The 23,227-nt window shown below is 64.3% G+C and carries 29 protein-coding genes and 1 tRNA gene; 9 read left to right on the plus strand and 21 right to left on the minus strand.

Annotated features, from left to right (window positions below; genetic code table 11):
• Window positions 1-66 precede the first annotated feature (66 nt).
• A complete protein-coding gene (gene hdrA / locus NDI65_RS02245; RefSeq protein ID WP_310893350.1) occupies window positions 67-552 on the minus strand; it encodes a dihydrofolate reductase HdrA in 486 nt (161 codons plus the stop codon).
• An 89-nt stretch (window positions 553-641) separates the two neighbouring features.
• On the minus strand, window positions 642-1,022 hold the full coding sequence (locus NDI65_RS02250; RefSeq protein ID WP_042663850.1) for a hypothetical protein: 381 nt from the start codon (window positions 1,020-1,022) through the stop codon (window positions 642-644).
• A gap of 105 nt (window positions 1,023-1,127) precedes the next feature.
• Here NDI65_RS02250 and NDI65_RS02255 point away from each other — a divergent pair, with 105 nt between their 5' ends.
• Both NDI65_RS02255 and NDI65_RS02260 read left to right on the plus strand, forming a co-directional pair.
• The gene (locus tag NDI65_RS02255; RefSeq protein WP_089778211.1) at window positions 1,128-1,385 is read left to right on the plus strand and encodes a hypothetical protein; all 258 of its coding nucleotides are present in this window, start codon (window positions 1,128-1,130) and stop codon (window positions 1,383-1,385) included.
• Between the two features lie 765 nt (window positions 1,386-2,150).
• Window positions 2,151-2,555, plus strand: coding sequence for a transcriptional regulator (locus NDI65_RS02260; protein WP_310893452.1), 405 nt, complete (start codon window positions 2,151-2,153; stop codon window positions 2,553-2,555).
• A gap of 73 nt (window positions 2,556-2,628) precedes the next feature.
• Here NDI65_RS02260 and NDI65_RS02265 read toward each other — a convergent pair whose 3' ends face one another.
• The 5 genes from NDI65_RS02265 to NDI65_RS02285 form a co-directional block, all read right to left on the minus strand.
• Entirely contained in the window at window positions 2,629-2,928 is a 300-nt protein-coding gene (locus NDI65_RS02265) for a plasmid stabilization protein (protein ID WP_089778215.1), read from the minus strand.
• On the minus strand, window positions 2,921-3,115 hold the full coding sequence (locus NDI65_RS02270) for a hypothetical protein (RefSeq protein WP_042663455.1): 195 nt from the start codon (window positions 3,113-3,115) through the stop codon (window positions 2,921-2,923). The genes NDI65_RS02265 and NDI65_RS02270 overlap by 8 nt, the downstream gene beginning before the upstream one ends.
• A 46-nt stretch (window positions 3,116-3,161) precedes the next feature.
• Complete coding sequence (locus NDI65_RS02275; protein ID WP_089778217.1) at window positions 3,162-3,353, minus strand: hypothetical protein; 192 nt, start codon at window positions 3,351-3,353, stop codon at window positions 3,162-3,164.
• A gap of 164 nt (window positions 3,354-3,517) precedes the next feature.
• Window positions 3,518-4,555 carry a site-specific integrase gene (locus NDI65_RS02280; protein WP_006600358.1) on the minus strand — a complete coding sequence of 346 codons (1,038 nt, stop codon included), beginning with the start codon at window positions 4,553-4,555 and terminating at the stop codon, window positions 3,518-3,520.
• Window positions 4,555-4,746 carry a hypothetical protein gene (locus tag NDI65_RS02285; protein WP_006600359.1) on the minus strand — a complete coding sequence of 64 codons (192 nt, stop codon included), beginning with the start codon at window positions 4,744-4,746 and terminating at the stop codon, window positions 4,555-4,557. The genes NDI65_RS02280 and NDI65_RS02285 overlap by 1 nt, the downstream gene beginning before the upstream one ends.
• A gap of 520 nt (window positions 4,747-5,266) precedes the next feature.
• Between NDI65_RS02285 and NDI65_RS02290 the strand changes: the two genes are divergently transcribed.
• A complete protein-coding gene (locus NDI65_RS02290) occupies window positions 5,267-5,578 on the plus strand; it encodes a hypothetical protein (protein WP_310893357.1) in 312 nt (103 codons plus the stop codon).
• 62 nt (window positions 5,579-5,640) lie between these two features.
• On the opposite strand, the gene NDI65_RS02295 is transcribed toward NDI65_RS02290, so the two are convergent.
• The 8 genes from NDI65_RS02295 to NDI65_RS02330 all read right to left on the minus strand — a co-directional run bounded on the left by NDI65_RS02295 (window position 5,641) and on the right by NDI65_RS02330 (window position 10,819).
• Entirely contained in the window at window positions 5,641-5,889 is a 249-nt protein-coding gene (locus tag NDI65_RS02295) for a hypothetical protein (RefSeq protein WP_275880295.1), read from the minus strand.
• A 58-nt stretch (window positions 5,890-5,947) separates the two neighbouring features.
• Entirely contained in the window at window positions 5,948-7,588 is a 1,641-nt protein-coding gene (locus NDI65_RS02300) for a hypothetical protein (protein ID WP_310893358.1), read from the minus strand.
• 289 nt (window positions 7,589-7,877) lie between these two features.
• A complete protein-coding gene (locus tag NDI65_RS02305; protein ID WP_310893360.1) occupies window positions 7,878-8,549 on the minus strand; it encodes a hypothetical protein in 672 nt (223 codons plus the stop codon).
• Between the two features lie 81 nt (window positions 8,550-8,630).
• Window positions 8,631-8,807, minus strand: a tRNA-Trp gene (locus tag NDI65_RS02310).
• Between the two features lie 56 nt (window positions 8,808-8,863).
• Window positions 8,864-9,091 (minus strand): DUF5795 family protein, encoded by a 228-nt coding sequence (locus tag NDI65_RS02315; RefSeq protein ID WP_013035372.1) that lies wholly within the window; start codon window positions 9,089-9,091, stop codon window positions 8,864-8,866.
• Window positions 9,092-9,193: 102 nt separating this feature from the next.
• Window positions 9,194-9,580 carry a secondary thiamine-phosphate synthase enzyme YjbQ gene (locus NDI65_RS02320; RefSeq protein ID WP_042663866.1) on the minus strand — a complete coding sequence of 129 codons (387 nt, stop codon included), beginning with the start codon at window positions 9,578-9,580 and terminating at the stop codon, window positions 9,194-9,196.
• A 42-nt stretch (window positions 9,581-9,622) separates the two neighbouring features.
• On the minus strand, window positions 9,623-10,537 hold the full coding sequence (locus NDI65_RS02325; protein WP_089778221.1) for a DUF5794 domain-containing protein: 915 nt from the start codon (window positions 10,535-10,537) through the stop codon (window positions 9,623-9,625).
• An 84-nt stretch (window positions 10,538-10,621) separates the two neighbouring features.
• A complete protein-coding gene (locus NDI65_RS02330; protein ID WP_081603265.1) occupies window positions 10,622-10,819 on the minus strand; it encodes a hypothetical protein in 198 nt (65 codons plus the stop codon).
• Between the two features lie 392 nt (window positions 10,820-11,211).
• Between NDI65_RS02330 and guaB the strand changes: the two genes are divergently transcribed.
• The 4 genes from guaB (at window position 11,212) to NDI65_RS02350 (ending at window position 15,128) form a co-directional block, all read left to right on the plus strand.
• On the plus strand, window positions 11,212-12,708 hold the full coding sequence (gene guaB / locus NDI65_RS02335; protein WP_089778223.1) for an IMP dehydrogenase: 1,497 nt from the start codon (window positions 11,212-11,214) through the stop codon (window positions 12,706-12,708).
• Window positions 12,709-12,936: 228 nt separating this feature from the next.
• The gene (locus NDI65_RS02340; protein WP_310893365.1) at window positions 12,937-14,025 is read left to right on the plus strand and encodes a TrmB family transcriptional regulator; all 1,089 of its coding nucleotides are present in this window, start codon (window positions 12,937-12,939) and stop codon (window positions 14,023-14,025) included.
• A gap of 153 nt (window positions 14,026-14,178) precedes the next feature.
• Window positions 14,179-14,766: a HalX domain-containing protein gene (locus NDI65_RS02345; protein ID WP_042663842.1), complete on the plus strand. Its 588-nt coding sequence runs from the start codon at window positions 14,179-14,181 to the stop codon at window positions 14,764-14,766.
• A gap of 221 nt (window positions 14,767-14,987) precedes the next feature.
• Window positions 14,988-15,128: a hypothetical protein gene (locus NDI65_RS02350; RefSeq protein WP_167344118.1), complete on the plus strand. Its 141-nt coding sequence runs from the start codon at window positions 14,988-14,990 to the stop codon at window positions 15,126-15,128.
• Here NDI65_RS02350 and NDI65_RS02355 read toward each other — a convergent pair whose 3' ends face one another.
• From NDI65_RS02355 to NDI65_RS02375, 5 genes are all read right to left on the minus strand, one after another.
• On the minus strand, window positions 15,129-17,159 hold the full coding sequence (locus tag NDI65_RS02355; protein WP_310893453.1) for a hypothetical protein: 2,031 nt from the start codon (window positions 17,157-17,159) through the stop codon (window positions 15,129-15,131). It lies immediately after the preceding gene.
• A 134-nt stretch (window positions 17,160-17,293) separates the two neighbouring features.
• Complete coding sequence (locus tag NDI65_RS02360) at window positions 17,294-18,010, minus strand: hypothetical protein (RefSeq protein ID WP_089778229.1); 717 nt, start codon at window positions 18,008-18,010, stop codon at window positions 17,294-17,296.
• A 149-nt stretch (window positions 18,011-18,159) separates the two neighbouring features.
• Complete coding sequence (locus NDI65_RS02365) at window positions 18,160-18,585, minus strand: universal stress protein (RefSeq protein ID WP_089778231.1); 426 nt, start codon at window positions 18,583-18,585, stop codon at window positions 18,160-18,162.
• A gap of 95 nt (window positions 18,586-18,680) precedes the next feature.
• Entirely contained in the window at window positions 18,681-19,832 is a 1,152-nt protein-coding gene (locus NDI65_RS02370) for an aminotransferase class I/II-fold pyridoxal phosphate-dependent enzyme (RefSeq protein ID WP_042663839.1), read from the minus strand.
• Window positions 19,829-20,314, minus strand: coding sequence for an Lrp/AsnC family transcriptional regulator (locus tag NDI65_RS02375; RefSeq protein WP_089778233.1), 486 nt, complete (start codon window positions 20,312-20,314; stop codon window positions 19,829-19,831). Before NDI65_RS02375 ends, NDI65_RS02370 begins: the two co-directional genes overlap by 4 nt.
• A gap of 136 nt (window positions 20,315-20,450) precedes the next feature.
• Here NDI65_RS02375 and NDI65_RS02380 point away from each other — a divergent pair, with 136 nt between their 5' ends.
• A complete protein-coding gene (locus NDI65_RS02380) occupies window positions 20,451-21,080 on the plus strand; it encodes a PH domain-containing protein (protein WP_310893369.1) in 630 nt (209 codons plus the stop codon).
• Complete coding sequence (locus NDI65_RS02385; RefSeq protein WP_089778237.1) at window positions 21,077-21,709, plus strand: PH domain-containing protein; 633 nt, start codon at window positions 21,077-21,079, stop codon at window positions 21,707-21,709. Before NDI65_RS02380 ends, NDI65_RS02385 begins: the two co-directional genes overlap by 4 nt.
• Before the next feature lie 49 nt (window positions 21,710-21,758).
• Here NDI65_RS02385 and nhaC read toward each other — a convergent pair whose 3' ends face one another.
• Window positions 21,759-23,216, minus strand: a complete 1,458-nt coding sequence (gene nhaC / locus NDI65_RS02390; RefSeq protein ID WP_089778239.1) for a Na+/H+ antiporter NhaC — start codon at window positions 23,214-23,216, stop codon at window positions 21,759-21,761.
• Window positions 23,217-23,227: the final 11 nt, after the last annotated feature.

The raw sequence follows: 23,227 nt of genomic DNA on the forward strand, positions 1-23,227 counted from the left end.
CTACGCGCCCCAGCGACCCTCGCCGCGAGGTACGCGGACGCCGGCCGTGCTGGCGTGGCCCCGACCTCAGTCGCGGTCGGCCCGGACCCACTCTTGGAGCGTGAAGCCCTCGTAGTCGGTCGCGACGTCGAGTACCCACTCGTCGTCGTCCCACTCGGGATAGAACGCGTCGCCCTCGTACTCGCCGGGGACGCGGCTCAGCACCATCCGGTCGAGGTGGGGCTGAAACAGGGCGTAGATGGCCGCGCCGCCGATGACGTAGGCCGTCTCCGCGCCCAGCGACGCCCCGATGTCCACCGCGTCCTCGACGCTCGCCGCGCGGCGGGCGGTGTCGACCGAAAACGACCGCTCGCTTCGGCTCATGACGATTTGGGCGCTCCCCGGCAGGTCGTCGAGCATCGACTCGAACGTCGCCCGACCGAGGACGACCGGGTCGTCGGCGATGCGGGCGCGGTACTGCTCCTTGTCGGCGGGGATACTCGGCCACGGGAGTTCGCCGTCGCGGCCGATGACGCGGTTCTCGGCGAGCGCGGCGACAGAGACGAGTTCCATCACTCACCCCTCGGGCGCGGGAGAGAAAATCGTTGTGCAGCGGCGACGTCGCCGCGGTCGGCGGGGCCGCGACGCGACCGCCCCGGCACTCAGCCGCTCCGGTCGACGATGCGCCGGCAGTCCTCGATGAACCAAAGCAGGTCGGTCCCCGCGTCGGTTCCGACACTGATGATGATTCGCTCCGTCTCGGAGAAGGGAAACTGCAGGACGAACGCGTTCTCGTAGTAGTAGACGACGGCGCGGCGCTCGCCGGCGGGCGGCGAGTCGACGCTGGGAGCCGAAAGCGGCGTTTCGACCCGGAGGTCGGAGACGACGTCGGCCAGCGTCCGTTCGGTGTACCGCTCCGAGAGGTCGTCGCGGATGTATTCCAGTTCGTACCCGTCGCCATCGGCGATGACGACCGTCCGGAGTTCGTCGCCGATGCGCCTGCTCAGGTACTCGGCGAGTCGATGCGCTGTGTCCCGTACCATACCGCGCCGTCACCCCGAGCGGCTATAATTGATTGGTATTTTTGTGGTAATATCTTCCGGGTCGGGCGCCAATTCTTTTCAAACGAGCGACAGAGGTTGCGACGCATGGAGAAACAGTCGCGGAATCTCCGCCGTGACGGCGCGTTGGTTCTCGTCGGACTCGCGGGACTGGTTGCGCTCAGCGTGTCGGTTCCGGCGGACTCGGTCGCTGGCGCGGCCGGGGTTCTCCGGGGCGCGCTCCTCGGTGGGTTCGTTTCGGTGATGGCGTCCGGCGTCTTCCGCGTGGACGACGAACAGGCGCTTCGCTTGGTGGTCGTCGTGGCCGCGGGCGCTGTGCTGGGCTCTCTCGCGCTTCTCCTGTGAGTACGGGTTCGTGGTTCTGGGGGAGAACGTACCTCCCGGAGTGGTGGTAAACCTCCCCGAGAGCGTCGCTACTCCGTGATAAAACCCTGCGGTAGAATTAATATTAGAGTGGCCCGGAGGGATTCGACGTTCTGATCCCCGGTTTTGTCGCGTTCTCGCGTCTCTTCTTTCGAATGAGCGAAACTGGGCGAATGAACGAATCCTAGCGCAGTCTGTCGATTGGCAAGGTGAGCGAATCAGTTAGATCGAGCCTGTCGAAGTCATTAGGAACTGACAGAGATCGCGTGACTCGGACAGAGAGATGTGTTCAGCACGGCCCGCTCATTCAGTTTAAGAATGCTCGATTGAATCAACCGGTAGATAGGTGTGCAGAACGGGACAGTCTGATCAATGTCTGTACAATGATTGGTCAATTTAGAAGAAGTATTACCACTACCTCGGCCGAAGGTCATCTCAGGGGGTACTCATCAAAATGCTCGACTACTTACCGCACGTTGTTGACGTTGCGCTCAGTTCTGAGCTAGGCGCTATGGCCTTAGAACTAGCCAGCGTTGGTGTCGTCTTCACTGCACTGTTCAAACGAACAACTGAGTAAATCAGACCACGGGCGCAGCGTGGTAATGAGCGACATGCCGGGTCCGAAGTCGAGATAATCGACTTCCCTGGGATGCTGACGCTCTACGACCGGTTCAAAGAAGAGGCCGAGGAGATGTCGTCCATCTCTTGGGACTGGGAAACGTGAGAGATCACGGCAAGGAGACAGACATGATGAAGCTCAAAGTGACGGTTGGAGAGGGGAACAACCTCGATAAAAGTACGAGACAGCGGCTCAAGGCGGCTCAAGCAGGCGAAGAACTCGAAGACGCTCAGCCGGTGCTGAACTTCGACTCGTTCGAAGAACTCAGTCGACTGCTCAGCCCGAAGAACCTCGAACTGCTAGAGGCGATTTCCGAGTCCGAGCCAGACAGCATCCGCGAAGCCGCGGAGTTGGTGAATCGTGACTACAAGCAGGTTCACCGGAACCTGACTGAGCTGGCCGACATCGGTGTCATCGACTTCGAAGGCGATGGGCCGGGACTCCCGAAGAAACCCATACTCACCTACGACGGCCTCGAAATCGACCTTCCGTTCAAGGACTCGAACAACAACGTCGGTGCCGCCACGCCGTAGCCTGTGAGATTGACCACCTCCCGCGCTGAGGCGCGAGGATTCCTACCGCTGGATTGGGATCGTTAATAGATTGTCAGAAGTCGTATCGCTTGTGGGCATCATCGATTGGTAATATCTCGAGGATGCGAACCTCTCTTTCCTCTTCCAAGACGGTGTAAATCGCTGTGTAGGTCCGCGAGACGTGCATTCGGAACCTATCGCGTCGCCCGTCGATGGGCAACTTCTCTTTATCCCCGCGTCCGCGCCCCGGATATGGGTTCTCACTCAGGTACCCCAGCTTCTCCTTGCAAATTCGTGTCGTCTTCTCATCGGCGACATTCAAGAACTCGCGTGGTTGATCAGCAAGAAGAACAGCGTGGTCGTCCTCAGACATCCTCAAGAGAGGTTAGATCATCACTATCTGCGTCCTCCAACTCTTGGAAGCGCTTTTCGAGGTCCTCACGACGACGACTTTGGGCAAGTTCCTTGAGGAGATCGTCGTATGTCTGCCCCGGCTTTTTCAGTTCGTGAAGTTCCTCCCGAGTCTCTTCGGTCACCGGGATTCGTTTGTCAGCGGACATGCGTTGTAAGGGCGTATCGCCTTGACAGTATTAACCGTTTTGTCACTCACGGCTCGACGAGTCGATACCGGGTCCCTCGCGTCGCGCCTTCTTGTTCGATGAGTCGGTACCGTTCGAGCGCACCGAGATACCGACGACGGGTCGCCTTCGACTTCGGTGCGGCTTCGAAGCCGTCGACGCGCTGGATCTGGTCTGCTTCAGCGCGTTCTCCCGCGCGCTTCGAGGGCGCGAGACTCACGCGGAATCACCGCCTGAGAGGGGACTAACGTAAGGTGAGCGCGGTTGCTCTCTTCCTTTATTACTCCCTACGAAAAGGTTATTTTAGGTATGGGGCCGGAGGGTTGAGTAAAATCGGCAGACAGCGGCACGGTGCCCCGTGAAACTGCCGAACTCTCGCATCCCTCAGTCATGGTTCTGGATGTCGAGAGATGCGCTCAGTTCACGACGCCGCTCACGGAACCGCTCGTGCACGTCCGCCTTATCGTAGTACCGCCGAATCGTCGAAGGCGTCGCGTTCACACGCTCAGCCACCAGTTCGATAGGCACACCGCGGTCGAGTTGCCATGTAATCGACCCCGTCCGAATCGCGTGCGGCGACCGAGAAGACGGGCACTTGCTTCCAGCGCCGCGAGTCGTGTACGAACACGCGTGACGCTCCCGACCGTGGGGGCAATCTCTGTACAGACACGGTTGCGTCCCGAGGTACGACCACGACCGAATCGTCGTCCGCGACGGTCGCCCCTGCCGGCAGGAGAACAGCGGTTGACGCCCATACTCGTCACGCTTGTCCGACCGCTCACGAGCGATGTACTCGTCGAGAGCATCGACCACCGGCTCAGGGAGACCGACGACACGCTCGCCGTCCTCCTTGTTCTTCAGCGGCGTCTCAGTCTCCGGCTGGTGACGGAACTCCAGCGACCGTTCTTCCCTATCGAAATCGCCGAGGTCGAGCGCCCGGATGCCGCCCATCCGAGCGCCCGTGTGCCACGTCACCTCCAGAAACGCGTGCCACGCCGTTCCGTAGAGCCGACGAGACTCACGGTACATCGACAGCAGGTTCAGCGCGTCCTCAGCGGCCAGCGTCTCGTCGCTGGTCTGCTGGGCCTTCGACAGCTTCGGCACCTTGATTTTGTCCAGCAGGTCCGGGTCTACGGCCTCGATGCGGTGGCAGTACTTCACCAGTTGCCGCAGTGCGACAACCGCACCCTTCACCGTCGACGGCGACATGCCCTGTCTCTCACGGTACGCCTGATACTCGTCGACGAGCCAGCCGTTCAAGTCCGCCATCGACTCCACGTTCTCCGACTCGCACCAGTGAACGAACGCGTTCAGCCGATTCCGGTACGACCGAATCGTCGCTTTCGCCTGTGTCTGCGCCCGTCGAGCAAGGAACCGCTCACGCGCTTCACGCGGTGAGAGGTCCCGCAGTTCGTCGCTCATCACAGCACCTCCCGCGTCACCCGCCGGGTGTTCACCTCGGCGTCGAGGAACTCGGCCAGTCTCTCCGCGTCGATCTCCTCCGGCGTCACGAAGATAATCGACTCGTCGAAACCGAAGGTCGCGCTTCGACCATCGGCGAGAGCTTCCCGCTGTTCCTCGGACAGCTGAAGCACGGTGAGTTCCTTACTCATCGTGCCGAGCCTCCGGTTCGGCTACACTCCGTTCGCTACGCTTACGGTGGGGGCTTTCGTAGGGTATCATGGCTTCGATGGCTTCGGTAATGGGTTCGTTTTGGGTTCTAGCATCGGGGCCACGCACGGGGAGCGTCCTGTCAGACTGTTTCTCCCCGTGCCGGACCTTCAACCGAGAGAGACGTTGGTGGGTAGACGTATAAACCCCGAATCCACTCCCCGGAGTGAAAGTGAAGGTTTTAGCGAAAGTGAAACTCGGACGTGCCGTCGAGGTCGATTCTGCCGGGATTCGTAGGGGTTCAAGGCCCCTCGGATTGTTGTTGAACATGCTTCCGTAGCCTGATTACGGGAGCCACCGCGGGCCAGTGGTGCAACACTGGGTCCGCTTTGATTCTGGATGGACCCGACCACGGTCAGGTCCGCGTGTAGCTTCCGTTACTCTCCTTCTGGGTGAGACTACGCCATAAACCTAACCCTGTTCGTTGCATCCTGCAACATGCAGGGCTAACTTATCACTTCCGTGAGCATTAAGAAACTAACCCGTGTCCCTGAGGACGTGCAACCCCCTTGGTGGAGCAAGTACGATGACCCTATCCTCCAGTTCTTAGCTGATACTGGTGCTGCTGTTCCACCACGTGTGATTCTGTTCAACCTTGAACGCAGGGAGATCGCTTCTCCGCATCGGTCGACTATCAAGAGACGACTTCAGCGACTGCAAAAGTACGGACTCGTCGAAAAGGTCGGTGAAGAAGGCTACTATGAGATTTCTGAACTGGGCAAGGCCTACGTTTCAGGTGACCTCGACGCCAGCGAACTCAACGCCGACGAGTGAGCACCCACCACCCTGACCCGTAAAGGGGGCGGGTGGATGGGTGGCAAAACTAGTGGTTCTGACTAAAGTTCAATTTCTCGACGTTCTATCTCCTCTAGAACCTCTTCACGTCCATGCCGCCATTTTGTCTGATAAGTGTGGTTATATGACGGCATGACATCATCGGTCTCATACTCTTCTCGACGCAGTTCTTTTAGTTCTATCGTATTTTTATTTAACAAGACACTGAATTCATTGCCATTATATTCATCATTCAGAAAATTACCTGCTGCACGAAGTTCGTCGTCACTCACGTCTACTAACTCTTTCATACTACATTCATTACTACGCACTAAACAAATGTAAAGCCAATGTACGTTTCACGTTATTTTACAATTCAGCAACCCCCCTTGCAGGGTGCCGCATGCACTCCCTGTCTTCGTCGTAGTAGTCATCTACCGTCAGTACATGGTCCGCGCTCTCTGGGTCCGTGATACCGTGCTCCCCGACGAAGTGACGTGCGTGCATCGTCCCGTCGTCGTGGTACGCGAAGTTACACTTCGAGCACCGCCACATCTCTCCACGTCCGAGACTGTGCCGTAGTCTCGTCTCGTCGAGGATGCGCTGTACCGGGAGCTTCAACGGGGCCATGTCGACGCCGCCGCCGTTCGGCGCGTGCTCCTCGCCGTCGCGGTCGACGATGGCCTCTAGGTGCCACTCGGAATCGAGCGACGCCCGGCGGAACGATTCCGGTTCGGAGTCGTCCTCCCCTCGCATCACCGATTCGACGAATTCGGCGTGCTTCGGGTCTATCATGTTCCGACCGAGCATTTCGGCTACCGTTGGTACATCGTCACAGTACTTCAACTCCGTTTCGACGCGCTTCCGTATTCGAGTCTTCGTGGTCGACTCTCCGACGCTCGCCGCCGCGGTCGCGGTCGGCCAGCGTTCGGCCAGCGTCAGCTCGCGCTCAGTCTCGTCCGACTCTCCTTCGGCGTCGAGGGCGTCGCTCAGGTCGTCGTCGGAGACGGGTGCGTCGAGCCGTGACTGGTCTATCGCCCATCCAGAACCACAGCACTCGCAGACAACATCAGGGCCACGGCCGTCGTCCCACACGACCGCGTCGCCATGCGCGTCGGTCTGGTTCGACTCGTCGGACTCAGCCCGCTGTTCGCAGGCGTCCGCGGCAATCGCTTCGGTGAGTACCTTCGAGCGTGAGGTTCGACGGCGCGCCGCCGACCAGTAAATCGAGCCCCACGCGAGGTACTCGATTGGCTTCTCTAGGAGTTCTTCGGTGTATCCGCCCATGTACGCCGCGAGGTACGAACCCATGTTCTCCACGCTTGCGTTCAGGGAGATACAGCCGTTCGACTCCTCTACGTAGTCGATTATCGTATCGTAGTCGTGTGCCGACCGACCGGCGTACTCGCACACTTCGACGTGTTTGTCGATGACCCGCTCGAACTCGGAGCCGACGCTGTGCAGGTCGTCGTCGAGTCCCAGCGGTTCCGTATCGAAGTACACGCCCACGTGGAGATGCGTGTAGCACGCGTTCATCCCGCTCCCGTCGCCGCCCATTCCGTGCGGCTCTGCCTGTAGCCAGTAGCCCCACTGGTCGGCGTCGAGCCCGAGATGATACTCCATCGTGTTGCGGAGTGTGTCGCGCACGCCGTCGTACGAGAACGAGTCGTGTACGGCGTCAGCGTGTTCTACCGGCGGTACCCGAGTCCCGTCAGGAACCGACGACGCGGTGAGGGTGAGCATCGCGGTCGCGGGCGAGTCCCACGCCGCGATTGATTCACCGCCACTCGGTCGGTCGCCACCGGCCATCTGGCGCTGGAGCGCCATCGCCCGTGCGTACTGTTTCTTCGAGTACTCTTCTCCCCACGCATCTACCAGCGGTATCTCGAACTCGTCGCCCTGCTCGTTGGCGAACCGGGCGCGGAGTCCGTCGTACCGTGCGTGCGCGGTGAGGAAGGCACTCAGAGCGTCCGCCCACGTCGAGGCTTCACGTTTCGCTAGCTCCGTCACTTGGAACGCGTTTTCGGTGGGCTGTTCTGGTTCGACCCACTGGTCTCGCCAGTCCGCTTCCGTAACGATGCGTCTCAGCTTGCGCCCGTGTGTTTCGCACAGGGGCGTCTCGGCCAGTTCCGGGTACTTCTGTGCGAACTCTAGAACTCGTTCGTGTACGAGTTCGTCGGGTTCGTCAGAGTCCCGTGAACGCTCGCGTTGAGCCTCTACAGAGTTAGTCTCCTTGGAGGGCCAAGGCTCAGCCCCCGGTTGAGTCCCTTCGACTCCTCCGGTGGGCTGGTCGCCATCGCTACTCACGCTCCCCGCCGTCCGCGACTACGTAATCGCTCAGACGCCGCTGGGGCTTTTCACGTTCCTCGGGGTCGGGGACCCCTCGGTGCGGCCCGGCTTCCGGGTCGAGGGGCAAGCCCTCGCTTCCGGCGGGCTCCTCCCTCCCGCGCCTCGGGGCGCTCGGCGCGGGCAGGACGGTCGTCGCCTCACCGGACCTTGCGGTGGAATCTCGGGCGGCCATGTGCGCCCACAACAGACTGGTGAGACGGTGGTCTCTCACCTTGTCGTCGAGGGCGGGAACCCGCGCGCAGTCCCTACACTGCCGGAGCTTCACGGCACGCTCGGCGTGGTCGACGAGGCACCGCTTCTTACAGCTTCCACAGTTGTAGCGGATGAGCCGCCAGCTGTCCTCCTTCGCGGGTGGTTCCCGGTAGGAGCCGTCGATGACGTGACTCTTTGGCTCGTAGGGAGGGTCTGGGTCCGTCCAGTAGTTATCGTAGCGTCCCGACCCGCGCGACGCCTCTGGAGGAAGTGCGTTGAACGCGACTTTCCTCCCGTGCTCTGTCGGCACGGGTGAGAGTCCATCGAGTCGTTTCTTCCCCAGCTCCGACTCGTCGACTTCGGCGTCGTACCAGAGGTCGCCGTCCCCGTCGTCGAGGTCGTCACTCTCCTGTTTTGGAGAGTCAGACACGGGGAAACACCCCCGTGTCACAGGGTCGATTACAGCGCTTCTGCTCCTTGTTAAAACCCTGCGAAAGGATTAAGGTTAGAGTGGGGCCGGAGGGATTTGAACCCCCGATCGACTGATATCTCCGGTGGGCACCTCGGAACTCCAGAGGGTCGTCAACACGACCGATGATCAGTCGGTCGCTCAGTATATCAGCTGGAGTGTCGTCCCGGGCGCCAAGCCTCTGGAGTCAGTCGCCATGCCGGGCTTGGCCACAGCCCCGATTCGCTCTGTCTGCACTCTCTCGTATGGCGATTTTTCTTAAAGGGGTTTCGATTCTACTCGTCGCGGTCGTCGTCGGCCCAGTCGCACTCCTGGCACTTGTAGGCCGTCACGAACTCCGTCACGCTCGGCATGTAGCCCACTTGGATGACGTTCTCGCCGCACTCCGGGCAGTCGAAGTCGGCGTCCTGAATCGGCTCGGCGTCCATCGGGCGCTCGCCCTCGACGAGTTCGGCGAGCGTCTCGGGCGTGACCATCCGTCCTTGCACGACGCGGTTGCTCATACCCGTGCAACCGTCCCGAAGTAAGTAAGCCCTCCGCCAGCGGTCGGCGTCGGTTTCGGGTTCGACGCCGCCGATGCCTGCGAGGCCGCGCCCCGGGTCGACTCAGGGCGTCGCAACCGTCACGGTCCGGGTGCGCGGGCCGTCGCACTCCACGAGGAGGACGGACTGCCACCGGCCGAGGTCGAGGTCGCCGTCCGCGACGGGTATCGAGACGCCGTTGCCGACGAGGAGCGCCCGGAGGTGCGAGTCGGCGTTCCCGTCGAGGTCGTCGTGGTCCCAGCCGTCGTCGGGGACCGCCTCGGCGAGCATCGACTCGATATCGCCGAGCAGTCGCGGTTCGGATTCGTTGACGCAGACGCCGGCGGTGGTGTGTTTCGAAAAGACCGTACAGACGCCGTCTGAGTCGGAGGCAAGCGCCGTTTCGACCTCGTCGGTCACGTCGACGACCTGAAGCCGGCGCTCGGTTCGGATATCGAAGCTCCGTCGCATGCGACGGGGTTCGTCGGCCGGGAGAAAAAGTCGCCCGGCGGGTTACAGCCAGGGCGCGCGGGACTCCTCTTCGCCGGGGTAGCCGTACCCCGGACCGGAGCCGTCGTCGTCGGTCTCGTCCGCGCCGTCGTCGACCAGGGCGTCGTAGTCCTCGGTCAGGTCGCCGTCGTCACCGCCGTCTGCGACCGCCCCGTTCGCGTTGGCGCTGGGGGTGGCCGACTCGGTGGCGGAGGCGTCGTCGACGAACTCGTCGAGGTCCGCGTCGTCGGAGCCGGGGTCGAACGCGAACAGCGCGGTGACGGCGAGGACGCCGAGTGCGACGGGCGCCTGCGTCGGCATCAGGCCGAGCACTTCGAGCGCCAGCATGCCGAGTGCGACCGAGCTACCGAAGCGGAAGAGGTCGATGTCGACGTTGCCGCGGAGTTGCGGGGCGAACAGCGCGACCGCCCCGGCGAACCCGACGCCGGTACCGGCCGCCGCGCCGGCGCTGAGGAGGCGCACCGGGTTAGCGGTGAGCAGGTTCGTGTCGGGGCTGATGAGAGCTTCGATGCCGGAGGGGTTGAAGCTCGCAACGAGGCCGAGGCCGACGATGACGCTCGGCGACGGGAGGTACTCGCCGACCTTCGAGGAGGCCGTCTTCGCCGCCACGGCGAGGATGACGAGGCCGGCGAACCGGTGGAACCGCTCGAAGTACAGGACCTCCGCGATGACCTCCGCGAGGGCGGCCTCGGCGACCGCGACGGGGATGAGCAGCGCGCCGAGCAGGAGGATGGACGTGAGCTGTTCGCGGCGCGTGCCGTCCATCTCGGCGAGGATGACCGCGACCGTCGCGGAGCCGCCGAAGATGAGCAGGCCGGTCTGGAGGATGCCCGTAATCGAGGGGTCGCCCGCGGTGGTCGTCAGCGCCCCCGCGATGATGAGCGCGGGGAAGATGCCGTCGATGAGGGGCAGCCCCATGACGGTTGCGAGCAGTCGGGTGGCACCCCCCACCTGCTGCTCAAGGCGAAGGGCGACTGGGTGGCGTGAGACACTCATTCGATGTTACTGGCCGTCACCATGGCCCAAGCGGCGATAGGGACGCAATTCGGACAGCGGGGTGCGGGCGCTCCGCACGCGAAGCCCATTTCGTCCGATATTGAACTCCCGTTTAAATGTCTGCCACATCGCTGTAAAGAGAATGCCGGAGTCGGAGGTCGTTTGACCGGCAATGCGCGATGCGGCGGGACGCGTGGAGTCCATACGAGATTACAATAGGACAGGAGTATTAAACGTTGTGTGGGATACGACCGCATGCAACACAGAAATTTCTGCTTTATTTATAAGCGTAGCTGAAGATTCGTCGGATATACTCTGAAATCTCGGAAATGTTGGGATACACATTCGTGAACATGGTGATTATTCACGATAGTATTGCCATTCGGTACACCATGACGAGGAACGGGTGCCTCGGCAGTCGTGCCGGCGTATCCAGTCGACGCGGCCACGGCCGCGTGTTCCGATTGTGCGCCTCGCCCGCCGACGCGGCGGCCGCGTAAGCACACACGTGTACATATTGCCGACATAGTTTGCGATACATCGACACGCCCGTGCTATCTCGCAACCCTTTTGTCGTCGCCGCAACCACGCTTGATATGGCGAACGACGTTCCTGACCGAGAACCCTTCACCGAGAAGCTACGGGTACCCGAATCCCTCACATTCGACGACGTGCTGCTCCGCCCGATGGAGAGCCGCGTCGAACCCGACGACGCCGACGTGTCGACGCGCGTCTCGAAGAACGTCGAACTCAACATTCCCATCCTCTCTGCGGCGATGGACACCGTCACCGAAAGCGGGATGGCTATCGGGATGGCCCGCGAGGGCGGCCTCGGCGTGCTCCACCGCAACATGAACGCCGAGCAGATGGTCCGCGAGATCGAGCGCGTCAAGCGCGCCGACGAACTCGTCATCCGCCGCGAGGACGTGGTCACGGCCAACCCCGGCCAGACCATCAGCGAGGTCGACGAGATGATGGAGCGCGCCGGCGTCTCCGGCGCGCCCGTCGTCGACGACGACGACGTGGTCCTCGGCATTATCTCCGGCACGGACATCCGCCCATACCTCGAAGTCGGCGAGTCCGACGAGGTCGGCGAGGCCATGACGGACGAGGTCATCACGGCCGAACGCGACGTGACCGCCCGCGACGCGCTCGAACTCATGTACGACCACAAGATAGAGCGCGTCCCCATCGTCGACGACGACAGCCGCCTCGTCGGCCTCGTCACGATGCAGGGCATCCTCCAGCGCCGCGAACACGAGAACGCCGCCCGCGACGACGACGGCCGCCTCGTCTGCGGCGTCGCCGTCGGCCCGTTCGACGACGAGCGCGCGCAGATGGCCGACGACGCCGGCGTCGACGTCATCTTCATCGACTGCGCCCACGCCCACAACCTCAACGTCATCGACACCGCCCGCGACATCAAGGAGTCCGTCGAGGCGGACGTCGTGGTCGGGAACGTCGGCACGCGCGAGGCCGCGGCCGAACTCGTCGACTTCGCCGACGGCATCAAGGTCGGCATCGGCCCCGGTTCCATCTGTACGACCCGCGTCGTCTCCGGCTCCGGCATGCCCCAGATTTCGGCCGTTGCGGAGGTCGCCGACGTCGCCGCCGACTACGACATCCCGGTCATCGCCGACGGCGGCATCCGCTACTCCGGCGACGCCATCAAGGCGGTCGCCGCCGGTGCCGACGCCGTCATGCTCGGCTCCTACTTCGCCGGCACCGACGAGGCCCCCGGCCGCGTCATCACGATGAACGGCAAGAAGTACAAGCAGTACCGCGGCATGGGCTCCGTCGGCGCGATGCAGTCCGGCGGTGCCGACCGCTACCTCAAAGAGGACAACGAAGACGAGGAGTACGTCCCCGAGGGCGTCGAGGCCGCGACGCCGTACAAGGGCTCGCTCGCGTCCGAACTCCACCAGCTCGTCGGCGGCATGCAGTCCGGCATGGGCTACGTCGGCGCGGAGACCATCTCCGGGGTCAAAGAGCGCGCCCGCTTCGTCCGCGTCTCGGCCGCCGGGCAGACCGAGGGCCACCCCCACGACGTGATGATCACCGACGAAGCGCCGAACTACAGTCCGAGCGAGTAACGCGTTCTCGCGTTTCTCCGGTCTCTCTCGTCTCTGCCGTCTCTGCCCCGATTTCACCGCGCTCCGGCCGTGATTCCCGAACGCCGGCGTTTTTCTGGGACACCGCTCGGGGTCCCGCCGCGCTCACCCTCGCGTCGCATTCGCAATCTAACGACTCGACTCCCGGAACGACCGCGGGACGAGAACATGCGATAATTAATAGGGATGTATGTCGTCCGTCTACAAGCGATGGATACCGCGGAGCTACGCACCGCACTTCGGAACGCCGGGTTGTCACAGTATCAGGCGGAAGCCTACGTCGCGCTCCTCCAACTCGGAGCGGCGAGCGCGACCGAACTCGCCGACGCCTGTGCCGTGCCGACCGCCCGTATCTACGATGTTCTCCGCGACCTCGAAGCGAAAGGCTACATCGAGACGTACGAACAGGACAGTCTGCACGCGCGGGCGTGCGACCCGAAATCCGTGATGGAGGACCTCAAGAACCGCGCCGTCCAACTGGACGAAGCGGCGGAGGAAATCGAGACGCGCTGGCAACAGCCCGCGGTCGACCGGCACATGCTGAGCATCGTCAAACGCTTCGAGACGGTGTTCAGCCGGGCCGAAGAGATGATTCGGGAGGCGGACGGCGAGGTCCAACTGTCCGTCACCCCCGAGCAGTTCGACGAGCTCAAGCCGGCGCTCGCGGAGGCGTACGAGAACGGCGCGCTGGTGAAGATCGTGCTCCACCCCGATCGGACCGACGAACTCGAACCGGTCGCACAGCGGGAGTACCGCGGGGTCGCCACGGAGGTCAGACACCGGACGCTGCCGACGCCGTTCGTCGCCATCGTCGACCGGACGGGCGCGTGTTTCGCGCCGCACGACAACTCGGTGAACCAGTACGGCGTCCTCGTCGACGACTACACGCTGGCGTACGTCTTCCACTGGTACTTCCAGACGGCGCTGTGGGAGGTCTGGGACGTCGTCTACGACGCCCAGACCGACGAACCGCCGATAGTGTACTCCGACATCAGACACTTCGTTCAGGACGCGGAACCGCTCGTCCGCGACGGGAACCGAATCGTCGCCCACATCAAGGGCTACGAGACCGACGAGCGCGACCCCATCGAGTTCACCGGCGAAGTGACGGACGTGTACTACACGGCGGTCTCCACGCCGACGGACACGTTGTCGTTTTCCGAACTCGCGGGACAGGTCTGTCTGACCGTCGAGGCCGACGGCGAGACCTACACCGTCGGCGGGTGGGGTGCGGTGTTGGAAGACGTCGAGGCGAACCGCATCACTATCGAGTCGATTTCGGGGACACCTGACGGGTAGTATCTGTTCGGTTCGCCGGAATGTATAACAACTCCGGGGGGTAATTAGTGCCCACAAGCGCGGTTTCGGACGGCGTTAGACAAGAGGTATTTTGATATACCACTGCACGACATTGAGTTTCGTGAGCGTCCCCGGAACACCACTACAATACCAATGAGCGCAGAACAGCCACTGGTGCTCATCGTTGAAGATGAGCCTGACCTCGCCGACCTGTACGCAACCTGGCTTAGGAACGACTACAGCGTTCGTGTCGCCTACGGCGGCCGCGAGGCGCTCGATAAGCTCGACGACGAGGTTGACGTTGTTCTCCTCGACCGTCGAATGCCCGACCTCTCGGGCGACGAGGCGCTCTCGGAGATCCGGGACCGTGGCTTCGAGTGCCGCGTCGCGATGGTGACCGCGGTCGAACCCGACTTCGACATCATCGCGATGGGCTTCGACGACTATCTCGTCAAGCCAGTCTCGCGCGAAGCGCTGACCGAGACGGTCTCTAACCTCATCTTACGAAACGCCTACGACGTGGGCATTCAGGACCTGTTTTCCCTCGCGTCGAAGAAGGCGCTGTTAGAGTCCGAAAAGGACGAGGCTGCGCTCGAAGAAAACGAGGAGTACCAGCGGCTCACCGCCCGTCTGAACGAGCTACGGCGCGAGCTCGACGAGACGCTCGGCCAACTCGACGAGACCGAAGGAATCTCCGCAGTGTACCGGGACATCGGCGGCGAAGCCGATATCGACAACTGAACGAGCCCGCCCGTTTCGGACGCCGACCGTTCTCTCTGTCTGCCGTCTTCGTCGGTTAACGGGCCGTTTTTCGTACCCGGCGGGTCGTTTCTCGCACTCACACGGGGACCGTTCGTCTGATTGACGATTACTTGCGAGTCCCGCCCACTTAATTCATTTAATTTCATATCAGATACACACGAAAAATTATATTTTGAGCTCGCTCCTTGAGGTAACTGCACATGTCCGACGACAGCAACCAGATGGTCGCGTACCTTCGTCAGAACCCCCGCATGATGGGCGTCCTGTTCACGCTCGCGCTCCTGCTCTCACAGGCCGGCAGCGTGGCGGCCGGAAACACCAGCGTCATCTACGGGCCGTAATCACGAAAGGAACTCGCGGTTCCAGTAGACGGTATCGTCGTAGATGACCGGAATCTGTTCTAGCGCGAGGAAGTCCCGGAGTTCGTCCTCAGTCAGCTCGGTGTTCGAGACGCCGGAAGAAGAGAGATAATACGGCATACTGTCGGTGAGTGCGGGCCTGATCAGCGACCCGATTCCCGCCCGCGACGTGTTGAACGCGCGGTATGAAACGTCGAACTGGCCGTCTGCTTTGTCGAACACTTCGCAGTAGACCGCGACTCCGCTCTCGGACTGTACCACAGAGAGACTCCCGTCCCCGACGACGCCGTACTGGTGTGCCACGTCGCTGTCGATTCGGACCACCTCCAGCGACGCCTGTAGCGGGAACCCCCCGTTGAGGAGGCGAGCCAGCGTGCGCCCCACACCGACCGCCTGACTGTTGACGACCTCGCTGAACGTGACGATGCCGCCGATTGCGCCGGCCTCGACGAGCGCCAGCCCCTGGTCGTACGACTGACACGCGTTGAGGAAAAACGCCCCCGTGCCGACGGTGTCGAGCGTCTCCGCGTCGACCCTGCCGTCGCGGCACTGGAAGCCGTCGTCGTCGATGTGACCGATGTAGTGGAGGAAGTCGGTCGGCTCCGCGAGCGTCTCCCGAAGCGCCGCCCCGCTGAGGTCGTAGTGGGCGTCGACGTCGAACGACAGTCCGTCGCGCGAGCCGTACACCTCGTCGACGATATCCGTCTCGGCGAGCATCTCGGGGTCGTTACAGACGACCGTGATACCGATGTCACCCTGCGTCGGCTCCCGCTGAAGGCGGTTCCGGTAGGCGGCGGGCGTGGTCTTGCTCGCGCCGACGGGCGTCCCGTCGCTGATCCACGCCTGCTCGACCGAATCGGTCGAACTGGGTTTGACGTACGTCTCGCTCGGCGTCGTCGTGCCCGCGCTCCTGACGACGTCGCCGTCGCCGTCGTCCCTGAGAAAGTCGTCGACGACCGCCGCCTGAACCGCCGAGTGGTGAACCTCGGTTCCCGACGGCGTCCGGACGACCGCGAGGTCGTTCGTGACGAATGGGAGAAGCTCGATGTTGTCGGCCCGGGGCGCGACGTGCGTCGTCAGTTTCCACTCCGGGAGGAGGTCGGCGATCCGCTCGTAGGGAATCTCGAAGTACGCCGAGAGCCGTTCGCCGAGCGACGCGTCGTACAACTCCTTGACCTCGATGTCCGTCCGCGATTCGACGGTCTGGCGCTCGTGGAGCGGCACGTCGTAGATGCCCTCCGTCCGAACGACGCAGTCGAGGAAGAACATCCGCTTGAGCGCGCGCGCGACCGCCTCCTCGAAGCCGTGGGGGCCGTCGAAGTCGTGGACGAACCCGCTTTCGGCGACGAGTCGCGGGGCGTCACCGGGGACGAGCCGCGCGCCGAGGTAGTACGCCAGCGGCGTCGCCACGAACACGTGGCGAAGCGTCGGCGGGAGTTCGATGCGGACGCCGGTCTCGGGGACGTCGAGCGCTTCGGGGACGACGAGTTCGTCGCCCAGTTCGAGAAGCGGCGGGTGGCCCCGGAGCGTCGGGTACGACCGCTCGACGCTCGTGGTCTTGAGCGCGGAACTGAACGCCGAGACGGCCGCCATCACGTCGAGCGGATCGTCGGTCGTCGTAATCGTCGCCGCCGGGCTCTCGTGGGACGACCGCGCGCCGACGGACACCGGCTGCGGGTCCTCGAAGGAGAGCACGGTTTCGAACGGTCGCGCGTCGACGGTCAGCGGTCCGTCGGCCCGGAGGTACGTCTTGACCGCGCCGAAGAGTTCGATGCTGTACGTTCCCGCCCCGAGTTCCTCGCGCCCCTGTTGGTCGACCTGCGCGAGCATCGATCCCGCCTCGTCGCGGACGCAGACGACCGTGTTCGCCGCCAGCCCGATGCGGCCGGTCTCGATGCGGACCGCGGCGTCCGTCGGAAGCGAGAACCGACGGCGGTCGGTGGGTTCCGGCGCGACCGGCGACGGCGTGCGGAGCACGAACTGGTGGCGTTCCACGTTGTCCCGAACGACCAACCCCGTTCCTTCTGAAGGGAGCGAAAAGCCGACTTCCAGCGTGGAAGACGCGTCAGCCCGCTCGCCCTGCCCGGGCGGTTCCATTGTGTCTATGTGACACGATTAAGGTGAAAAACGTACTGGTCGCGAGAAGTTCACGACTCCAACGGAAACCAGCCGGACGAGACGTCTTTCCGCCGGAGACACCACCGCTGGCGGGCCTCGGAACCCTCGACGTCGAGTTCGACGACGGCGTCGAACAGCGGTTCGAGCAGTCGGTTGACCTCGTCTTCGCGGTCACCGGGTGACCAGACGTGGACCATCCCGTCTCGCGCGCGAACGTGGGTGGTCATGACGTGGAGAAACCGAAACACGTGGTCTCGGTCGTACCGCGAGAGGAGCGACGGGAGACAGTCGAACGCGACGCGGAGTTCGGCCGGAGAGAGCCCGCCGGCGAGCGTGTCGAACTCGGTCACGTCGTTGGCGAGTTCCGCGCCGAGTCGGCCGAGGCCGCCGTCGATCCAGCGCTCGCAGGTGTCGTCCGCACTCGGCACGGCGGCGGCCGGCGACGGCGATGCCGCCGCGCTTCGTTCGAGCGTCGCGTACCGAACCACGCGCGTCCACTCCGCGGAGCGTTCGACGCCGGAATCGAGCCGGTCGTCGAGCGGCGTCGAACCGTTGAGAACCAGTAGACGACGCCGCGGCTCGTCGGGAGCGCCGAGCATCTGCTTGGACGCACGCGAGTAGAGTTCGGTCGGAACCGATCCAACGACGAGGAGCGCACTCCCCCGTCGCTTGAGGTCGTCCAGCCCGAGTTGGAACGTGGACGTGTCCTCCGTCACGGCGGTGTCCGTGTCACCTCCCGAAACCATTCGTATCGAACGACGAAACCACATTTAATAAGACTTTGCGTGTTGGTCCCCCGAGATGTGCCAACAGTGGTCGGCACCGATGACACACTCCGCCCGGCGGCGTCAACGGCCGTTCGAACGGCCGAGTCGCCGTGTCCGCTTCGCCCGGACTACTCGGTGGCACGGACCGTCAACACGGGGACCGGCGCGGTCCGAACCACGCGCTCCGTCACGCTCCCGAGGAGCACGCGTTCGACGCCCGTCCGCCCGTGGGTCGCCATCGCGATGACCGCCACGCCGTGTTCGGTCGCGTAGTCGAGGATGGCGCCGTGCGGCGCGCCCCGACGCACGGCCCCGACCGTCTCGATACCGCGGCTCTCGCCGCGTGCTGTGACCTCATCGACGACGCGTTTGCCCTCCTGTTCCAGCGTTTCGAGGACCGGCCCGCCGACGATACCCGCGTTGTCCCGCGTGGTGTTCACGACGAACAGCACGTGGACCGTCGCGTCGTACCGCTCGGCGAGGTCGAACACGTGCGGCGCCGCCTGTTCGGCCGTCGGACTCCCGTCGACGGGGAGCAGGATCTCGTCGTACATCGCTGAACGTACGCGCCCCAACCGTGTGAATGCTTCGCATACTTTGGTGCGGCGCTCGTTCGGGAAAAAGGGGGTGCGGGTGTCGTCCGGTCGGCTCAGTCGCTGACGTACGCTTCGATGCGGTCCATCGCCTCGCGGAGTTCGCGCATCCCCGTCGCGTAGGAGACGCGGAGGTGGCCCGCGCCGCCCTCGCCGAAGACGCTTCCGGGGACGAGCGCGACGTTCTGTTCTTCGAGGAGGCCCTCGGCGAACGCCTCGTCGTCGCCGTCGGGGGCCTCGGGGAAGACGTAGAACGCGCCCTTCGCCTCGAAGCAGTCGAGTCCCATCTCCTCGAAGCGGGCGAGGACGAACCGCCGGCGGCGGTCGTACTCGCGGCGCATCTCCTCGACGGAGTCGTCGCAGGACCGCAGGGCTTCGAGCGCCGCGTACTGCGCCGTCGTGGGCGCCGACAGCATCGCGTACTGGTGGACCTTGTTCATCGCGTCGATGGCTCCCGCCGGAGCCATGGCGTAGCCGAGGCGCAGGCCGGTCATCGCGTAGGCCTTCGAGAAGCCGTTGAACACGATGGTCCGCTCGCGCATCCCGGGCTGGGTGGCGATGGAGGCGTGGTCGTCCTCGTACCGGAGGTCCGAGTAGATTTCGTCGGAGAGCACGACGAGGTCGTGGTCCCTGACGAACGAGGCCACGTCGGCGAGTTCGTCGTCGGTCATCACCGCGCCGGTCGGGTTGTTCGGGTAGCAAAGCACCAACACGTCGGCCTCGTCGGCCCCGGCGGCTTCGAGCGCCTCGGGAGTGAGCTTGAACTCGTCTTCGGCGCGGGTCGGAACCGGTAGCGGCTCGCCACCGGCGAAGATGGCCCCCGGCGTGTACGAGATGTACGACGGCTGGGGAATCGCCACCACGTCGCCGGGGTCGACGAACGCCCGGAACGCGAGGTCGACGGCCTCGCTCGCGCCCGTCGTGACGATAATCTCGTCTTCGGGGTCGTACTCCTGCCCGTAGCGGGTGACGCGCTCCGAGATGGCCTCGCGGAGTTCGCGCATCCCGCGGTTCGACGTGTAGGAGGTCTTGCCGCGTTCGAGCGAGTCGATGGCGGCGGTCCGAGCGGCCCACGGCGCGGAGAAGTCGGGTTCGCCGACGCCGAGGGAGATGACGTCGTCGACCTCCTCGGCGAGCTCGAAGAACTTCCGAATCCCCGACGGCGGCACCTGTTCGACGCGGTCCGAGAGCTGGTCGCCGAGCGTCATGGCGACACAGACAGCCGGTCGTCGTCGTCGCCGTCGCCGAGTTCGATGCCCTCCTCCTTGTAGGAGTCCATCACGAAGTGCGTGACCGTCTTCGTGACCTCGGGGATGGGGGCGATGCGCTCGGAGACGAAGTTCGAGACGGCGTGCATCGACTCGCCTTCGACCTCGATGAAGAAGTCGTAGTCGCCGGAGACGAGTCTGAGCGTGGCGACCTCGGGGAACCGCGCGATGCGGCGGGCAATCTCCTCGTAGCCCGTCTCGCGGTCGAGTTCCACGTCGACTTCGACCTGCGCGCGAACGTGTTCCTCGTCGACGCTGTTCCAGTCGACGACCGCCTGATAGCCGCGGATGACCCCGTCGTCTTCGAGTTCTTCGAGCGCTGCTGCCACTGCTTCGGCGTCTGCGCCCAGCTGGCGGGCGATGTCATCTACGCTCTCGCGAGCGTCGTGACGCAGCAAGTCGAGCAGTGACTGCTTGTCCATGGAAACCCCGTTGCGGGCATCCGTAAAATGGTTTGCCCAACCGGGCGGAATTGTCGTGGTAAGTGGTACCGTCACTCACTGGCGGCGGCCTTAGTCGGCGGAACACTATTCCACCGCCGCCGGAAACGTGTCAGCCATGACCACCGAGTTCGATTGGCTCACCCTCGACGACGACGAAGAGGTGCTCTGGGCCGACACCCCGCATCCCTACAGCCTCGTGCCCTCCTTCATCGTCGGCGTCCCGCTCTCGCTCGTTCTCGTGGGTATTCCGCTCCTCGTCGGGTCGTACTTCTCGCACACGAACACGAACTACGTCGTCACCTCCGACGCGCTCTACCGGAAGTCGGGCGTCCTCTCCCGGAGCGTCCAGCGCATCGAGTTCGACAAGGTGCAGGACACCTCCTACAGCCAGACGTTCCTCGGCGCGCAGTTCGGCTACGGCTCCGTCAACATCAGCACCGCCGGCGGCAGCGGCATCGAGATGAGCTTCCAGAACGTCGCCGACCCGCAGTCGCTCCAGACGCTCGTCAACGAGCGAATCAAGCGCCGCTCCGGACCGGAGACCGACGCCGAGGGGAAGGCGGCCGTCCTCGACGACATCCTGACCGAACTCCGCGCGATTCGGCGGGCCGTCGAGGGTGAGGGGGAGGCGGCCGGGGGCGACGACGCGCCCGACGGGGACGGAACCGACTCCGACTCCGACGCCTCGTCCGACGCGCTCGAACCGAGCGACTTCGAGTTCGACGCGACGACCGACGAGCGATGACGGACGGCGATTCACGACCCGCGGACTCGCCGGACGACCCCGCCCCGACCGACTCGGCGGCCGACTCAGTGGCCGACTCGGAGACCGTCGCGGCCGTCGACGACTGGCTGGCCCGCGGCGACGACGAGACCGTCCGCTGGGCGGGTCGCCCGCGGATACAGACCGTCATCCCCGCCGCGGTCGTCGGAGCCGCGATCGCCGTCGTCTCGGCCGCCGTGGCCGTCGTGAACGACGTGCCGGCGCTCGCGCTCGTGGCCCTCGTCGGACCCCTCTTGCCCGCGTGGTCGTACCTCCGCGTCACCAACACGCGTTTCGTCGTCACCGACCGGGCGCTGTATCGGAAGACGGGCGTCCTCTCTCGGACGGTCCAGCGCGTCTCCCTCGACCGCGTCCAGAACAGCGCGCTCTCGCAGGGCGTCACCGGGTCGCTGTTCGGTTACGGGACAGTCGCGGTCGAGGCCGCGGGTGGCGGCGCTATCCGTTTCGACGACGTGAACGACCCCGGAACCGTCCGCGACCGAATCGAGGGACGCGACGACCGCGATAGCGACGAGATTCCTGGCACGGTCGAGCAGTGGGCCGCCGTCCGCGACGAGGTGCGTGCGCTCAGAGCGGCGGTAGAGCGGTAACGAAAAACCGAGATTTCGGTTCGGTATCGCGGCGCGGGTTCGCGTCGCGTCAGTCGTCGTCAGACGCGGCAGCGGCGGGGCCGGGTCGGGTCGTGCCGTTCCCCGAGAAGCCGACGCCCGCGAGGACGAAGGCGAACAGCACGAGCGGCGAGAGGTAGCCGAAGAAGTAGTACGGGACGTACTGGAGCGTCGAGACGCCGAGGACGCCCGCCATGTACGCGCCGCCGGCGTGCCACGGGAGAAGCGCGCCGGTCGGCGTCCCGGCGGACTCGATGGCCTGCGAGAGGTCCGAACTGTCGAGGCCGAACTCGTCGTAGGTGTCGCGGAGCGTCATGCCGGGGACGACGATGCTCATGTACTGCTGGGCGGTGAGCGCGTTGGTCACTATCGCCGAGAGGCCGGTCGAGGCGACGAGCAGGCGCGGGCTCCGAATCCCGCGCTGGAGGCGGTGGGCGAGGACCGCGAGCACGCCGGTCTGTTCGAGCAGGCCGCCGAGCGTCAGCGCCGCGACGACGACGGCGATAGTCCACGCGGAGCCGGAGACGCCGCCCGAGGCGAGCAGGCTGTTGACGAGTTCGGAGCCGGTCTCCGGCCCGGTGCCGCTCATGAACGTCTGCCACGCCGCGACGAACGACGCGCCCTGCACGAGGACGCTCGTGAACGCGCCGGCGAACGCGCCGGCGAGGAGGACGGTCAGCGCGGGGTAGCCCGCCGCGGCGAGGCCGAAGGTGACCGCCAGCGGCAGGAACGCGAGGAGCGTGATGTCGTACGAGGAGGCGAGCGCGGTCTGAATATCGGCGATTTGGCCGGCCGGAATCGTCCCGGTGATGCCGAGGCTGAGGACGACGAAGCCGACGAGCGAGAGGCCGAACGCGACGGCCGTTCCGTTTCGCATCGCGCGGATGTGGTCGTAGAGGTCGGTGTTCGTGACGGCGGCCGCGAGGTTCGTCGTGTCCGAGAGCGGGGACTGCTTGTCGCCCGCGTACGCGCCGGTGAGAATCGCGCCGGCCGTCATCGGTTCGGGGACGCCGAGCCCCGAGCCGATGCCGATGAAGGCGACGCCGAGGGTTCCGACCGCGGTCCACGACGAGCCGATGGCGAAGGTGGCGATACCGACGAGAAGCGCCGTCGCGGGCAGGAACACCTGCGGCGACAGCAGGTCGAGACCGTAGTACATCAGCGTCGGAATCGTCCCCGCGGCGACCCACGTCGAGACGACGCCGTAGATGGTAAACAGGATGAGAATCGCCTGTAGCCCCATCGACAGACTGCGTTCGATGCCCTCGTAGAGGTCCTCCCAGGTGTAGCCCCAGACGAACCGGCCGAGGAGGCCGACCAGCGCGATACTCCAGACGAGCGGGATGTGCGGGTCGAGTCCCAGCCACGCCGACCCGAGACCGAGGAAGGCGACGAGTCCGACCACCGGAACGAGCGCCTGTTTGAGCGTCGGGCGCTGCTCCGGGGCGATGTCGTCGTACGACCGCGGTGTGTACCTATCAGTTCCCATCGTAGTTCGAT

The sequence above is a fragment of the Haloferax sp. S2CR25 genome (assembly GCF_031624535.1).
GTDB lineage: Archaea > Halobacteriota > Halobacteria > Halobacteriales > Haloferacaceae > Haloferax > Haloferax massiliensis.